This is a genomic window from Vibrio sp. KUL78 (genome assembly GCF_059725505.1).
The window spans coordinates 1,489,288-1,504,301 of the sequence record NZ_AP045838.1 but is presented as its reverse complement, the minus strand read 5'-3'; the positions used below and the strand labels follow the sequence as shown (position 1 = coordinate 1,504,301).

The 15,014-nt window shown below is 46.5% G+C and carries 14 protein-coding genes; 10 read left to right on the top strand and 4 right to left on the bottom strand.

All coding sequences use genetic code 11. From position 1 onward, the window contains the following. Positions 1-47: 47 nt before the first annotated feature. A complete protein-coding gene (locus AC6I8Y_RS23215) occupies positions 48-911 on the bottom strand; it encodes an SDR family oxidoreductase (RefSeq protein WP_498021872.1) in 864 nt (287 codons plus the stop codon). 147 nt (positions 912-1,058) lie between these two features. Here AC6I8Y_RS23215 and AC6I8Y_RS23210 point away from each other — a divergent pair, with 147 nt between their 5' ends. The 6 genes from AC6I8Y_RS23210 (at position 1,059) to AC6I8Y_RS23185 (ending at position 6,959) form a co-directional block, all read left to right on the top strand. Continuing rightward, the gene (locus AC6I8Y_RS23210; protein ID WP_498021870.1) at positions 1,059-1,205 is read left to right on the top strand and encodes a helix-turn-helix domain-containing protein; all 147 of its coding nucleotides are present in this window, start codon (positions 1,059-1,061) and stop codon (positions 1,203-1,205) included. 44 nt (positions 1,206-1,249) lie between these two features. Further along, positions 1,250-1,972 carry a substrate binding domain-containing protein gene (locus tag AC6I8Y_RS23205; RefSeq protein ID WP_498021868.1) on the top strand — a complete coding sequence of 241 codons (723 nt, stop codon included), beginning with the start codon at positions 1,250-1,252 and terminating at the stop codon, positions 1,970-1,972. 110 nt (positions 1,973-2,082) lie between these two features. Further along, positions 2,083-3,048 (top strand): LacI family DNA-binding transcriptional regulator, encoded by a 966-nt coding sequence (locus tag AC6I8Y_RS23200; RefSeq protein WP_498021866.1) that lies wholly within the window; start codon positions 2,083-2,085, stop codon positions 3,046-3,048. A 152-nt stretch (positions 3,049-3,200) separates the two neighbouring features. Beyond that, positions 3,201-4,532, top strand: coding sequence for a PTS transporter subunit EIIC (locus AC6I8Y_RS23195; RefSeq protein ID WP_498021864.1), 1,332 nt, complete (start codon positions 3,201-3,203; stop codon positions 4,530-4,532). Between the two features lie 61 nt (positions 4,533-4,593). Further along, positions 4,594-6,024 carry a sucrose-6-phosphate hydrolase gene (locus tag AC6I8Y_RS23190; protein WP_498021863.1) on the top strand — a complete coding sequence of 477 codons (1,431 nt, stop codon included), beginning with the start codon at positions 4,594-4,596 and terminating at the stop codon, positions 6,022-6,024. A 170-nt stretch (positions 6,025-6,194) separates the two neighbouring features. Further along, complete coding sequence (locus AC6I8Y_RS23185) at positions 6,195-6,959, top strand: hydratase (RefSeq protein WP_252016074.1); 765 nt, start codon at positions 6,195-6,197, stop codon at positions 6,957-6,959. 69 nt (positions 6,960-7,028) lie between these two features. Here the strand turns inward: AC6I8Y_RS23185 and AC6I8Y_RS23180 are convergent, their stop codons facing one another. Together AC6I8Y_RS23180 and AC6I8Y_RS23175 are read right to left on the bottom strand one after the other, a co-directional pair. Next, positions 7,029-7,706 carry a lipase secretion chaperone gene (locus tag AC6I8Y_RS23180; protein ID WP_498021861.1) on the bottom strand — a complete coding sequence of 226 codons (678 nt, stop codon included), beginning with the start codon at positions 7,704-7,706 and terminating at the stop codon, positions 7,029-7,031. A 172-nt stretch (positions 7,707-7,878) separates the two neighbouring features. Beyond that, positions 7,879-8,811 carry a lipase family alpha/beta hydrolase gene (locus AC6I8Y_RS23175; protein ID WP_498021859.1) on the bottom strand — a complete coding sequence of 311 codons (933 nt, stop codon included), beginning with the start codon at positions 8,809-8,811 and terminating at the stop codon, positions 7,879-7,881. Positions 8,812-9,038: 227 nt separating this feature from the next. Here AC6I8Y_RS23175 and AC6I8Y_RS23170 point away from each other — a divergent pair, with 227 nt between their 5' ends. Both AC6I8Y_RS23170 and AC6I8Y_RS23165 read left to right on the top strand, forming a co-directional pair. Then, on the top strand, positions 9,039-10,364 hold the full coding sequence (locus tag AC6I8Y_RS23170; RefSeq protein ID WP_498021858.1) for a sphingomyelin phosphodiesterase: 1,326 nt from the start codon (positions 9,039-9,041) through the stop codon (positions 10,362-10,364). Positions 10,365-10,580: 216 nt separating this feature from the next. Then, on the top strand, positions 10,581-11,333 hold the full coding sequence (locus tag AC6I8Y_RS23165) for an ATP-dependent dsDNA exonuclease SbcC (RefSeq protein ID WP_498021857.1): 753 nt from the start codon (positions 10,581-10,583) through the stop codon (positions 11,331-11,333). A gap of 79 nt (positions 11,334-11,412) precedes the next feature. Here the strand turns inward: AC6I8Y_RS23165 and AC6I8Y_RS23160 are convergent, their stop codons facing one another. Then, positions 11,413-12,429 carry a LacI family DNA-binding transcriptional regulator gene (locus tag AC6I8Y_RS23160; RefSeq protein WP_498021856.1) on the bottom strand — a complete coding sequence of 339 codons (1,017 nt, stop codon included), beginning with the start codon at positions 12,427-12,429 and terminating at the stop codon, positions 11,413-11,415. A 140-nt stretch (positions 12,430-12,569) separates the two neighbouring features. On the opposite strand from AC6I8Y_RS23160, the gene manD reads away from it, so the two are divergent. Together manD and AC6I8Y_RS23150 are read left to right on the top strand one after the other, a co-directional pair. Further along, a complete protein-coding gene (gene manD, locus AC6I8Y_RS23155; RefSeq protein ID WP_498021855.1) occupies positions 12,570-13,787 on the top strand; it encodes a D-mannonate dehydratase ManD in 1,218 nt (405 codons plus the stop codon). Positions 13,788-13,857: 70 nt separating this feature from the next. Then, positions 13,858-14,988 carry a Gfo/Idh/MocA family protein gene (locus AC6I8Y_RS23150; RefSeq protein WP_498021854.1) on the top strand — a complete coding sequence of 377 codons (1,131 nt, stop codon included), beginning with the start codon at positions 13,858-13,860 and terminating at the stop codon, positions 14,986-14,988. The last annotated feature ends 26 nt before the right edge of the window (positions 14,989-15,014 follow it).

Here is a 15,014-nt window from a genome sequence, read left to right as displayed (position 1 = left end):
GGTATCACTGTTAAACGAGGAAGGAGAGCCGAGGCTCTCCTTCTTGCTTATTTTTCGATCACCGCAGAAAACTCTTCTGCAAACGCTCTAAACGTTCTCGGCTTTTTGCCAGTCACTCGCTCCACCGTATCGGTAACCGATGCGTAGTGCCCCTCTCCAAACCAAGCCATAATTTCTGCGAGTTTCTCAGCTGTCCAGTTATCCATACCCGCCCCTTTCATTGCTGACTCAGCAGCCTCTTGAGGCACTGCGATATAGTCAATCTGCTTACCAGAAACTTCTGTCAGAATCGCCGCCTGCTCAGCAAATGTCAGCGCCTCTGGACCTGAAATAAGGTAGGTTTGGTTTTCATGTCCAGATTGAGTTAATGCGGTCACGACAACAGCAGCTACATCGCGAATATCAATAACGCTCTGCTTCGCTTGCGCCAGAGGTAAAAAGAACTGTCCCATCGCATTGATCGTTGGCAGGCTGCCATACAGGTTTTGGAAGAACGAGTTCGGCTGAACAATGGTATAAGCAATACCTGACGCCTTAACAATATCGTCTGTTAAAACGTGAGTACGGATGATCTCAGAGCCAGCATCCGCTTTCGCCCCCATACCAGAAAGCTTAACAATAAGCTCAACACCTGCTGCTTTTGCGGCAGCTACCGTGTTCTCAATCCACTGCTGATTACTAGGGTGAGCAGGCATCGCCACATAAATCTTCTTCACTCCCTCTAGAGCCTGAGTCATTGTCTCAACATCATCGTAGTTGCTGACGCGAACTTGGTTGGGGTTAAGGTCTAGCTTATTTGCGGCGTCCGCGCTGCGTGCCATGATACCGAAATCGGCGCCCGCCTCTTTTAGCTGTTTAACCACTTCTGAGCCCGTGTTACCTGTTGCGCCTAGTACTAAAATTTCCATCATCAACCCCTTGGTTCTTGTGTCAGTTTTACCCGTTGAGCAGCTCGCTGCCTTGGTATGGATTTACTATAGCTAAGCCCATAAATATTGATTAGAGGGTTAAAATGAACTTTACTATCCCTTATTTGGGATAATAAGAGTCGTACTGAAATGAAAGAACTTTCTGCGCTGCCTTTGTTCGCTAAAGTTGTGGAACTGAAAAGCTTTGCCGAGGCAGCAAGACAATTGAATGTCCCCACGACGACGGTCAGTCGAAAGATTCAGCAGCTCGAACACGACCTTGGGGGAAGTTACTGAACCGCTCAACCCGCTCACTGTCACTAACAGAGCTCGGTACACAGGTGCTGCCCAAGGCTCAACTGATTGCCGATACCGTCACTGAGCTCTATAGCGATGCCGAAGAGATGGCAAGTCAGCCTGTGGGTACCTTAACGATTTCTGCACCAAAGGCGCTAAGCCAAGATATCCTCGCACCAATGCTGGCAGAGTTTCGAGCGCGTTATCCGACGATCCGCATTAACCTTGCGTCGTCGAACCGCTTTCAGGATCTCACCAAGCAAAGCATCGATTTTGCGTTTCGCCTTGGCCCGCTGCACGACTCAAACCTTGTGGCATTGACACTCTCACCCGTGAAATACGTGCTCGCCGCGTCAAAGTCATTCTGCGCTCACTATGGAAAGCCCTCCCACCCTCTCGACCTTTATCAGTTGCCCTGTATTCGAAATCATGTAGACGGTTACTTCCTGCCATGGCGATTTTCTTATAAAGGGGAGGAAGTGGAGATCAATAATCCGTCGGATATCGTGTCAGACGATTTTAGTGTCACCAAGGAGTTAGCACTGCATGATGCTGGGATTTGTTACCTCCCCTATTCATTGCTTCGAGATGGGATTAATAATGGAGAGGTGGTCACTGTTCTGGACGATTGGATACCGCAAGATCGAGCCATGCTCTTGGTATACCCAGATAAACGCCATCTACCACTTAAGTCACAGCTGTTTCTTGCGTTCATCCGTGAAAAACGCGATGAGTTTACGCTTAAACTAAGTCGACCAACGAGTTGACAGGCGCCAATATCAGTTGTGATAAACGTGAAATTTGCACGAGAATTACTTGGCAAAGCGACAAATTATCCCTAACGTATACCGCGGTTCTGTAATCTAACGATAAAACGATGAAAAAACTCACTATCTATGACATTGCCACTCTGGCTGGCGTTTCAAAATCAACCGTTTCACGTTTCCTAAACGGGGGATATGTTTCGGAAAAAAATCGCGAAAAGATAGAGAAAATCGTCGAAGAGCACAACTTTAAACGCAGTGACAGTGCAGTATCTTTAAGAACTAAAGCCAATCAAACCGTTGGTATTATCGTTCCTCGGATTGATTCTTACGCATCCTCTAATGTAGTTAAAGGCGTATTGAACCTCATTAATCGTTTGGATTACAACGCAGAAATCATCACCTCAGATCTCGATTTTGACAAAGAGCTTGCTGCTTATCAAAAACTCAAAGAGCGCAACGTAAAAGGCATTATCGCTATCGCCACCAATATGTCAGACGACTATGAGCAAGTGCTTACTAGCCTCGGTGTTCCTGTTGTGATCTTTGGACAAGAGTGTGAACAGGTTAGTTGCGTGTTCCATGACGTTACCCAGGCAGTCGCAGAGTTTTGTGATGCGCTGTTTCCTGCAAACTATGAAAACCAACCAGTAGTGCTTTTCGGCCCTCATAGTTCGGATAAAATGTTGTCATCAACCATAGATACCTTCCATGAATCACTCACCCAGAAAGGGCTCAAGGTTCATCATATGAACAGCGACTTTAGTTGGCAGAGTAGTTATGATCGGGCGCCAGAGTTGTTATCTATCTCCTCCCATATAATTTGTCTCACTGACAACATCGCCTATGGCGTTTATAAGTACGCTCATGAGAAGGGTCTAACCGTCGGTAAAGATATCCATATCAGTGGCATCGGTGGCTACGATACCTCAAGTATTCTAACGCCAGAACTCAGTACAGTCGCTTACCCTTATCAACATGCGGGTGAGGAAGCGGTAAGACTGCTGCTCGACGATAATTCCGTGACTAAGCTCAAACTTGGCTACTCAATCCAGAAAACCAATAGCTTTTCGGCTTGACTTTGGCCGTGATGAAATTATCATCACCCATAACCGGTATCGATACCACAATATGGATTCATACCAGTTTTTAACTAACTTTAATGGTGCTGACAATTGATGGCACTAATTTTTGAAACCAATGTGGTATCGATACCGCAACGAGTAATCCAATGATGAATAACGAACAAAGAATGGCCGCTGAGATCTACGCTTCAGTCGGTGGAAAAGTAAACATTCGAGCGCTTGAGCATTGTGCAACAAGGCTTCGCATCATCCTCAATGACGATTCAAAAGCAGACAAACAAAAAATTGAATCGATCTCGGGTGTCAAAGGCTACTTCCTACAAACCGGTCAACACCAAATTATTCTTGGCGGAGGCTTAGTTGAGAAGGTCTATGCCGCAATGGGCCATAATAGCAGTGGCACATCGGTGAAAGATGAAGCATATGCGAAGATGAACTGGTTACAAAAATCTGTTCGCATTTTAGCTGACGTTTTTATCCCGATTATTCCAGTTATCGTTGCCGCTGGTCTGTTAATGGGTCTAAGAAACTCATTCTTTAATGACCTGCCTGAAAATGTATTGGTCATTACACAAATACTCACTGACACAGCGTTTATTTTCTTACCTGCTCTCGTTGTCTGGTCAACCTTTAAACGTCTCGGTGGTACAGATTCAGTCGGCTTTGTACTCGGCTTGATGACTGTTGCTCCCCAATTACCAAACGCTTATGCCGTTGGTGCTGGCGATGCACAGGCACTTGAGGTACTGGGCTTTTCTATTGTTGGATTCCAAGGCATGGTGCTGCCAGCACTAGTGACAGGTATCTTTGGTGCCAAACTAGAGCAAGCGTTACGAAAAGTGGTCCCTAACGCGCTGGCGTTGGTCGTAACGCCATTTTTGACCGTTACTATTTCTATCTTGGTCGCACTATTTGCGATTGGGCCAATCGTTGGTGAGTTGCAGTCTCTTATCATGTCAGGCATCACCTATGTGATTGAATTGCCTTATGGTATTGGCGGTTTTATCTTTGCACCATTACACCAGCTCTTAGTTATCATGGGCTTGCACCACTCTTTCATCATCTTGGAGTTCAACTACTTAGGTGAAGGCCTCGGTAACCCGCTAAACCCAATGTATTCCGCAACAGGTGCGGCGATGATCGGCGCAGGTGTGGCCGCTTACCTTAAAGTCAAATCTTCTGAAGACAAAGGCACCATCGGCTCGTCAATCCTGAGTACCTCATTTGGTATCGGTGAACCATTGCTATACGGTGTAGTCTTGAAGAACCCAAAACTTTGGGCAGCGAACCTAGTCGGATGTTCCGTTGGCGGTGGTTTCGTCATGCTCGTGGGCCTCAAACCAAGCCTAGTCGGCGTCACCCTAATTCCGGCAATCCCAGCTTATATCGGACAAGGTTTAGGGCTTTATATGGCGACAATAGCCATCTCATTTACGACCTCATTTATTCTGGGACGCATTGTCCTAGCAAAAGACTAATCCCCATCCCCCGTTTGTCGCCCTTTTATAGGGCGACCCTGATTGAGACACGTATTAACACATGAACTGGACATTAGAACAGCGCTATCAACGCATCGAAGATATGCCTGAAGGCTACTTTGACGCGCTGAATGCACAGCGAAAGCAAGACTCGTTTTACCCAAGCTTTCACATCGCACCGCCTTACGGCTTACTCAATGACCCAAACGGGTTAAGTCACTTCAATGGCGAACACCACATTTTTTACCAATGGTTTCCGATTGGTCCGACGCATGGGCTCAAGCATTGGTATCACGTTTCAACTAAAGACTTTGTCCACTTCACTGACCATGGTGTCGCCCTATACCCTGATCAAGACTACGACTCGCACGGTGTCTATTCTGGTGGAGGCTTAGTTGATAACGAGCAGTTGCTGCTGTTCTTCACAGGCAACAAGCGAGACGAGGACTGGGTAAGAGATCCCACTCAATGCTATGCCGTAATGAGCAAAAACGGCGAGATCGAGAAAAAAGGCGTAGTGGTCAGAAACTCAGACTATACCGAGCACTTTAGAGACCCTAAGGTATGGAAGCAAGGCGACACCTATTACATGGTAGTGGCGGCACAGTCCCAAACGCTGTTTGGTTCGATGATCCTATATCGCTCAACTAACTTAAATGATTGGGAGCATCTTGGCCCTATCAAAACCCGCTACGATAAGTTCGGATTTATGTGGGAGTGTCCCGATTTCTTCGAGCTCGACGGCAAGGCGATTATGCTATTTTCTCCTCAAGGGGTGAGTAGTGAAAATCCATACGACTACAAAAATATCTTCTCGGTCAGCTACATCTTGGGCGATAAACTGAATACAGAGACAATTGCTCTTGAGAATCATCAAGACGTCTCAGCGCCAGATTATGGTTTCGACTTCTACGCACCGCAAACCTATCTTGATGATAACGGCAGACGCATTCTGATTGCTTGGATTGGCTTACCGGAAATTGATACACCGTCGACGAAATATCAATGGGCTGGTATGCTCTCCATCCCTAGAGAGTTAAGTGTTCGCGACAATAAACTTATCCAAACGCCGCTAGAAGACCTCAAGCAATTAAGAGCTGAGACGCAAAAAGTGTCGGGTGATATTGAGCTAACCAGCCGATCGTTTGAACTCGAGTTCGAGACCAGTGAAGACTTTACCCTTGAGCTCAAAAATGAAGCTGGTGAATCTCTGTTATTTGCAATGACAGAGCAGGAATTTAAGCTGGACCGCAGCAATAACTCACACATCTACGCCGAGAAGTATGGCTTAGTGCGACTTGCACCAAGAACAACGAAGCAGCAGACTATTCGCCTGTTTGTTGACCGTTCAGTGATAGAGATTTTCATCAACAATGGTGAACACTCCATGACCAGTCGCTTTTTTATCCAGGACATGAATCAGCTATCATTGTCCAAAAATCTAACAGCACTATTGTATCCGCTTAACCCAATCAGTGGCCTTGAGCAATAAGCTCGTACTAGATGCCAGTGGACGATGAGCCACTGGCATCACACTTCTCACACGATGACAATTCACTCTATTCCACCTAGCGAAAACTTTTGATTTCAGTGATCTCACAACCTATTCAGGTCAAGCAAATTCGGATATCATCAAAGTACAACATACATAGGTGATATAATATGACAAATACTTTTAAGCAAGCTGCCTCTGAGCTGCTAGGTCGCCGTGTGGCGGGTACTAAAGCGCCGCGTCTTGACGAGACACAACGCCCGAAAACTCTCGACGATGCACTGCAAATCCAATCTTCAATGATTGATATCCACAGTGACAAAGTGGGTGGTTGGAAGTGTCTGCTTCCTTTGGCAGATGATAAGTTTGTTGTTGCGCCGATCTTTGCTGGTAGTGTGCAGACTGGCGAAGTCTGTGAGCTTTTTGCAGACAACAACGTGGCGCGTGTTGAGCCAGAGATCGCATTCGTACTGAACAAAGCCCTACCGGCTAACCCTGAAGGCTACAGTGAAGAGCAGATCAACGACGCGATTGGCTCTTGCCACATGGCGCTAGAGTTGATGCAGTCGCGTTTTGCTGACGACAGTGGCGCTGAATTCTATGAAAAGCTGGCTGACTGTCTAGTCAACCAAGGTCTGTTCATTGGTCCTGAACTCCCTCGTGACAAAGCGTTCGATGCAGCAAATATCAACATTGCGGTTTCTCAAGGCGACGATGTACAAACCTTCGCGGGTGAGCATCCAAATAAACTCGCCCAAACGCCAATCTACTGGCTGATCAACACAATGACACGTCGTGGCGTTGACTTCCAAGCTGGCGAAGCGATCATCACGGGCTCTTACTGTGGCATTGTTGAAGTGGCATTCGATAAGCCAACCACGATTCAGTATGAAGGCTTTGGTGAATACCAAGTCACATTTAAGGCGAAAGGCTAAGCCTTAACTCGTTTAAAAGCGCGCGTACCCCTCGGTATTGCGCGCTTTAAACCGCATTAGCTCTCCTCGTTAGGGTGTCAACGCACGGTTTTGATCGTAAATTCGCTCCAGCGCTTCGATTCGACGGATCTGGCGACTATCAAACAAAGGCTCTCTAAGTTCTGCAATGGCTTGCTCTCGGTCATACTCCGACAATGACTCATTCTCAATGATCTCAGCTCGCGCCAGCATATAGCTTTGAACGCTTTGCTCAAACTGTGCCCGTTTCTCATCCAATGCCGCCAACCTTTGGCTCGCTTCAGTACCAACTAATGACTCGCGAACTAAGAACTGACTTTGCTCATCCATAGAGTTTATCTCATTCAGGGCGGTCAGTAAGTTTGCGTTGTGATAGCTTTTCTGTAGCTCTGGGGAGAGTTGCGCTAATTCTTGCTGCCACATCTGCTGGTACTCCTCTGGGCTCTGCGCTATCTGTTTTAGCTCTTTTTGCCTAAGTGCAAGCTCTCGCATTTGGTTTTCTTCTGCAAATAAGCGTTGTTGCTCCTCAACGGTAAAAAAGCGCGCTTGAAGTGCCAAGATTTGCTGATGAAGAGCATTGAAGTCTTCCGTTGCCCCCAGATCTGCCAATTCGGCTTTGTATTGGATGAATTTCTTAAACAGTACAGAGTCCATTCCAGTAGAGTTGTCGCTGTAATGTTCAAACCTTTGCTTGATTGTCTTAACGTCAGTTTGACTAGCATCAGACAAAAAGTAATCGAAGGTGTCACGAAGTGACCCTCATCGACTTGAGTATCCTGTTGAGAGGAGGCCTGTACTGGCAGCTCCGAGCTATCGTGGGTTTCAGTCCAAATCCAAGCGCCCGCAACAGCAAGGCTAACAACGGACAATAACATCAGCACTTTGGTTGCCATCCGCATGGCTAGAGCCCCTGAACCTGAAGTCGATTCGCATGCTGTCGGTATAAGGTTTTCGGGTCGGTTTCAAATAAGTGGTGAATCCCGAGCAGACCATTAATTTCATCAAGGTGATTCATCTTATAATCATCGCCAATCACCTTGCCTAAATGAGTGCTGCATTGACCCACAAGACCATCATTAGGTTCATCAAAGGCTAACCCTAAGATGAGCATTGCCGGGTCGGCGGGGTCGAGTACATTGGTGTAGGTTGAGGTGCCTGTCCAAGAGTAATAATAAACACCATTATCAGCTTGCCAGTCACCATCGCCGCAGGTTGAAGTCGGTACACCTTCTGGATAATGGGCATTAAAAACCAGTGACCCCTCTGTTGTGAGCGCTTCAAGTGAGCTCAGTCCGTCTTGAGGTAAATCGGAGCCACCAGAGAGCAAACCAATCAGTGTGGTCAACCCACTCGCTAGTTTTACCGCAACTGCTTCCGCAGCAGAGCCTTCAGGGACGGTACTGCGCACCAGATCTGCCACTTTAGAGCCCTTGTTAACACCACCGACACTGGTCACGGAGGCCACCATTTCCGGTGCTACCGAAGCAACATATCTAGCAGTAGGCGCACCATGACTATGTCCAATAAGATTGACCTTTTCCGCGCCAGTGACTGCCAGTACATTCTCTACCTGAGTAAGTAACTGCTCACCTCGAACTTCCGAGCTGTTGGTCGCTGAAATCTGCGCGACGAACACTGTGGCTCCATCTTTACTTAGCGTTTGCGGGATGCCATAGAAGTAGTCAAAACCTGCTAAGGAATCAAAACCAAATAGCCCATGAACCAGGACTATGGGGTATTTGGTTTGTGTATACCCGGACTGATGACCAAACAGTTTTGCTTGTGCGTTGAGGGCTATTGCCGCACACAAAATAAGCAGTGATATGTGTTTCATTATTGCCTTCCTTGTCAGACCTCCGATGAGTCGATCAGCGTAGTAGAGCAAATTTTAGGTCGCCAAAGTGGATTTTAAAAAATGTGAATTTGTGCCCACATTTGCATATCAACGTCATTTGAAATGATCACATTCAACCAATAAGCAACTATTGTCATACGGATTTAACGTGCAAGTCATACAGATAAATAAGAATAATTACTCCACCCTAAACCACGGATATCAAAATGAATTACAACAAGTTAATCTTCTTATTTGGTAGCTTACTCGCGCTACCAAGCGTTGCAGATACCGATGTCTACCTTACGAATAACTCCGCTCAGCCACTGACCATTCAAGTACAACACCAGGGAACCTCCGAGCTTAATTACGGTGAAGAATGGCAACAACATGTGCAAACACTGGGTCCTTGGGAGACCAAGGCAGTGCTTAGTTTCAATCGCTGGGAAGGAGTAAAATCCAATCACACCTATCAGTTTGAGACTGTGGTTTCTAATCCAACGGGTGAGAGCGTCACTCTCAGCCAAGTGATGAAGGGACATTGGTACAATTCCACCATTGAATATGGTGTCTCTTCAGCGGATGTCGATCTAGAACTAAAAGATGATCGCGATATACACAGAAAAGCTACCGACGCCTTTGATAGCGGTACGGAGCTCGCGTTTAAGTCAGTTAAGACGGTGCGTTACGACGACTTGTACTACACCATTACCCCAAAAAGAGTTGATGAAACCATCGACAGCAACGATAAAAACCTAAAGCTAATGACGTACAACATTTGGGCACTTCCAGCTATCGCTTCACACATAGGCGATCGCTACGAACTGCTGCCCAACTACGTCAAAGGCTATGATGTGCTGGCACTACAAGAAGTATTTGCCAGTGGCCGAGACGCCTTTCTACGAGAGTTGGCAAAAGAGTACCCTTACCAAACTAAGATGCTAGATAAGGAGGGCATCAACATCTACGACGGTGGCGTCATTATCGTCAGCCGCTACTCTATCGTTAACGAGGCACAATATGTGTTTCCTGACTGCTCTGGCACTGACTGCTTCGCCGACAAAGGAGTCAATTATGCCGAGATCATTAAAGGTGGCGAGGCATACCATATCTTTGCTACGCATACCGCTTCGTTTGACACGGACACAGCGCGTGCATTTAGGCAAAAGCAGTTTCAACAAATGAAGGCACTCGCGCATTCATTAAATATTCCCGCTCACGAGACCGTGGTCTACAGCGGAGACTTCAATGTTAACAAGCGCAAATTCCCAGATGATTACCAACAGATGATTGCTAATTTAAGTGCCATCGAGCCAATGTATTCTGGCTACACTGAATCGACATTTGATCCTCGTATTAATGACTTTGCGGGCGAGGCGTTATCTGGTGGGGAAAACATCGAATACCTCGATTACGTCATGGTGAGTAACGAATTTGGTCAGCGAACCTCTAATGACAATCGAGTCGATATACCCCGCTCAACCGACGATAGCTTGTGGAAGCACTACAACCTGTCAGATCATTTCCCAGTTGCGGCGGCGATTAAGCCATGAAGCGCCTGGTCTTATTAACTGTGTCCGTCATTTTGGCGGGCACAGTGATGCTGTATGTTAGCGGTATTAACCCACCCCACGTGCAAGACACGACCCCGGAAAGGACAGAAGAAGACACAAACAATGCCGTTCTGATTACTGATTCAACGAGTAAAGTCACTGCGGGCGGATCTGCAATACCAAAGACTAGAAATCAAGATGGGCTAACTACCAGCCTTGAACACTACGCTCATCGGCTTGAATCCACAAAAAGGTAAAAAGCTCATTGAGTCACTCGAGTCCTTCTGGCACACCTGCTTGTCTCAGAGTAACTGCGAGGACAACCTTCTCGCCCTAAGGCAAATCGTGCCCCCTAAATACTTCGAATTTGTTAAGAGTTACCCAGAGCTCAGTCGCCTTTGGCAGCAAAGGCTTGGCACTTTGGTCTTTGAAAGCAATCAGTCCCTGACATCACGTATCGCTCAATTTAAACACCAAGCGAAACTTGTATGGGGAGAATGGGCAGAGGTTTTGCTGAGCGATGAATTTGCGGCTTATGATTTCCAACTAAAGCAGCAAGACCTGACACTAGAAAGTCCAGCGCAATATCGTGAGGCGTTTGAGGCACTTTTAGAAGCATCCCAAGAACATGATTTAGGCTTAAACACCGATGAAGCGAGGTTCGAAAAAGCGGCGAGTTCATTACCAGACAGTATGAGTGAAGATGAAAAAAGCGCCTTTATTGCTGAGCTTGAACGTACCTATTTGTCGCCGCAGCAGAGAGAGGATATTCGAAACAGGGAGCGGCAAGTCACGACACAGCAAAATAGAGTGCGAGACTACCACATAGAACTCAATCAGCTTGAAAGTCAGCTATCACAGCAAAGACAAACTGATTATGCAGGGCTCACCGACGCTGAATGGCAGACGCTCTATCAACAGAAAATCAGCGAGTTTCGACAAAGGTTCTTTGCTAGCAATAATAGTTAGGTCATTTCGGCGGTGGTGATTGAACATACGTCTAACGAATAACTCAACGCGAGGGCACTAAAAGGCCCTCTGCTATTTCCTATGAAATCATCGGAGCCGAGCAGGAGCTACGTCTTACCAATGTACTAGGTACAACCACTTTATGCGGCTTATCATGGTGTTCTGACACCGCCTCTATCGCTAGTTTTGCTGTCTCCCACCCAATCTGATAAGCGTCTTGCTTAACAACTGAAACTGGCACTTTAAACAGATCCACCATAGGGATTTCATCAAAACCTATCACCGATAGTTGACCAGGAATGTCGATATCTGCTTTGTTGAGTACGTGAAGTAGATCCGTTGTAATGGCTAAGTGCTGAGTGAAGACTGCAGTTGGAGCTTCATCGGCATTCAGGGTAAGTGTTGGATCTTGCTGGAACCCTGTTTCCCGATCCCAATATTGAACCCAGCTTTGTGCAGGAGTGATGTTGTGTTTACTAAGTGCATCCAAATACCCTTGATATCTCGCCTGTCTCGATAAACTACTAGAAAAATCCTGAGTTAAAAAACCAATACGTCGGTGACCAAGTTGAATCAAATACTCGGTTGCCTGAAAGGCCGCTTCTTGATAATCAGAAAGTACGATATGCCCCGGGCTGTCCTTGTATTCCAACTGAAACTGGACGATGGGCATCCCCGAAGTTGAGTACTGATTGATAAGCTCTGAGTTTTGCCCAGATGAGGTAATAATGATGCCGTCAACGCACATCTGCTTCAGAGATTGTAGTGCCCGTTTCTCGGCTTCAGCATCAAAATCACTGTTATAAATCAGAACGTTATACCCTTGTTCTTTACAGTAATCATCGATACCGCGCATAACACGACTGGTGTTGTAGCCCGTGATATCTCGAACCACGACACCTATTGTTTTGGTCTTCTCTACTTTTAAGCTTCTCGCAATTGGGTTTGGTACATAGTTCAAGTCTTTGATCGCCTGCTCGATCCTCAGTTTTGTATCGGCGGACATATGACCAAATCGTCCATTGAGGTACTGGGATACGGTGCTCTTCGACACCCCAGCATAGGTGGCTACATCGACAATTCGAACTTTCTTCATACAGGCTTCTTATAAAAACGTTAACTACATCAAAATCAGATCGTTGACATTCTATTCGTGGATCCTGATGATATCAAGTAAACCGATTTACCAAATCGATTTACTAAACCGGTTTGGAAAAATAACTAAGAGAGAATGAGATGAAAATTGAAGACATCAAAGTATTTGTGACCAACCCGGGTAGAAACTTTGTCACAGTCAAGGTTGTGACGGATGAAGGTGTATATGGTTTAGGTGATGCGACAGTCAACGGCCGTGAGATGGCTGTAGCAACTTACCTCGAAGAGCACGTGAAACCTTGTTTGATCGGTCGCGATGCTCATTGCATTGAAGATATCTGGCAATACCTTTACATGGGAGTGTACTGGCGCAGAGGCCCTATCACTATGGCTGCTATTGCGGCGATAGATATGGCTCTTTGGGACATCAAAGGTAAGGTCGCGGGTCTACCCGTTTACCAACTTCTTGGTGGTAAGTGCCGCACTGGCGTTAAACTCTACGCTCATGCCAATGGTGAAACCATCGAAGATACACTGGACAAAGCTGAGCAATGTATTGAGCAAGGCTTCAAAGCCGTGCGTCTGCAGTGTGCCATACCAGGTCTTAAAGAGACCTATGGTGTATTGGGTGACAAAAAGGACTATTTTGAGCTTCAAGGTAATCGCCCCCTACCACCAGAGCAAGAGTGGTCAACCAGCAAGTACTTCAAGTTGGTCCCTGAATTATTTGAACAAGCAAAAGCACGCTTTGGTGACCAAGCTGAGTTCTTGCATGACACACACAGCCGGCTTACCCCTATTGAATCAGCCAAGCTAGGGCAGATGTTAGAACCCTATAACCTGCTGTTCTTGGAAGACGCTTCGATCGCAGAGAACCAAGAAAACTACAAACTTATCCGTCATCACACTACCACGCCTCTCGCACTCGGAGAGACCTACAACACCGTATGGGATTGCAAAGATCTTATCCAAAATCAATGGATTGACTATATCCGCACTGCAGCTACTCACGCGGGAGGAATCACGGGCATGAAGAAAATCGCTGACTTTGCTGCAGTGTACAACGTGAGAACTGCACCTCACGGTGCCCCAGATCTTTCTCCTATCTGTTTTGCTGCTCATATGCATCTCAATATCTCGACACACAACTTTGGTATTCAGGAGTTTGTAGGGTTTGGCAATGAAACGTGTCAATCCATCTTCAAACATGACATGAAGCTGGAAAACGGCATGATTTTGGTCAGTGACGCACCTGGACTCGGGGTGGAATTTGATGAGCAAGAAGCCGAGAAGTATGAGTACAAGCGCTCATATCTTCCTGTTAGTCGCTTGGAAGATGGCACACTTTGGCACTGGTAAGGGAATTGGGAAGCAGGAGATCACACCGTGGTCTCCTGATACTGACTTAATAAAGTTTTGGGAGTAATACATGAAAAAGGTACTGGTATATGGAACTGGATTTGCAGGACAGGGGCATGCTAAGGCGTTTCGTGATGCGGGAGCAGAGGTCGTAGGCATTGTAGGGCGTACAGAGAGCGTTGTGGATGATGTCGCTCAAAAGCTTTCGATCCCCTTTTCGGGCACAAACTGGTCTCTGGCGCTAGAGCTGTGTAAGCCTGACATTGTCTCTATTGCTACGCCGGGTGGAGCGCATGTTTCTGCAATAAAAGAAGCGATTGCATTTGGCTGCCATGTTTTTTGCGATAAGCCTTTAACCGAGAGCGGCGAAACAGCCATCGAGGTTTATCAGCTAGCAAAACAAAAAGGTGTAAAAACCGCATTTGCGTCTAGCTTTCGCTATATGCCTGAAATCCTCCATGCGAAAAGACTGATCGCGGACGGTGCTATCGGTGAGCCAACGGAGGTCGAGTGTATTTCGCACTTTAACCTCGACCGTCACATTCCATTCGGGTGGTCTCATCGCAGTGAAGCCGGAGGTGGCCGCTTGAATAACAACTTCACTCACCTCTTATCTATTGTCACATCGGTTCTCGGAGAGGAAATCTTATCCATTTGCGGTGAAGTACGTAACGATATGCCATCAGCACCTGTGGTTAAGGGAGTCCATAACTTCACAGAACGTCGAAACTTTATCCCTAAAGACATCAACGACCCTGAGTTAGAATGGAAAGCATGTGATGTAGAATGGTCATATACAGTCATGGCTCAGATAGGCAGCCCTTTAGCATCCCAACCCGTCTCAGTATTGTTTAAACATGGTGGATTAACACCGAGGTTTCACGATGACCATATCGTATTCCATGGCAGCGCAGGCTCCATCTATATCAAAGGGCACTATGGGGATGGTCCGCTGTATCTATTCAAAAATGGCGAGTGGCAAGAGACACCGCTACCAAACGATATTTCACAATCACTACCAGATATCGAGTGTGATACCCAAAGAAGCTGGACACATCTCGCCAAACTGTTTGTGAGTGATATTTCCGGACTAGAAGTTGAGTCCTATCAGTCCTTTGAAGATGGATGTCGATATCAGTTGATCATTGATTTAATTAGAAAAAATGATCGCTGGGTCGATGTAAGCAACCTGTTGCTATGAAGATTAAGCAAAACGTAGATTAAGTC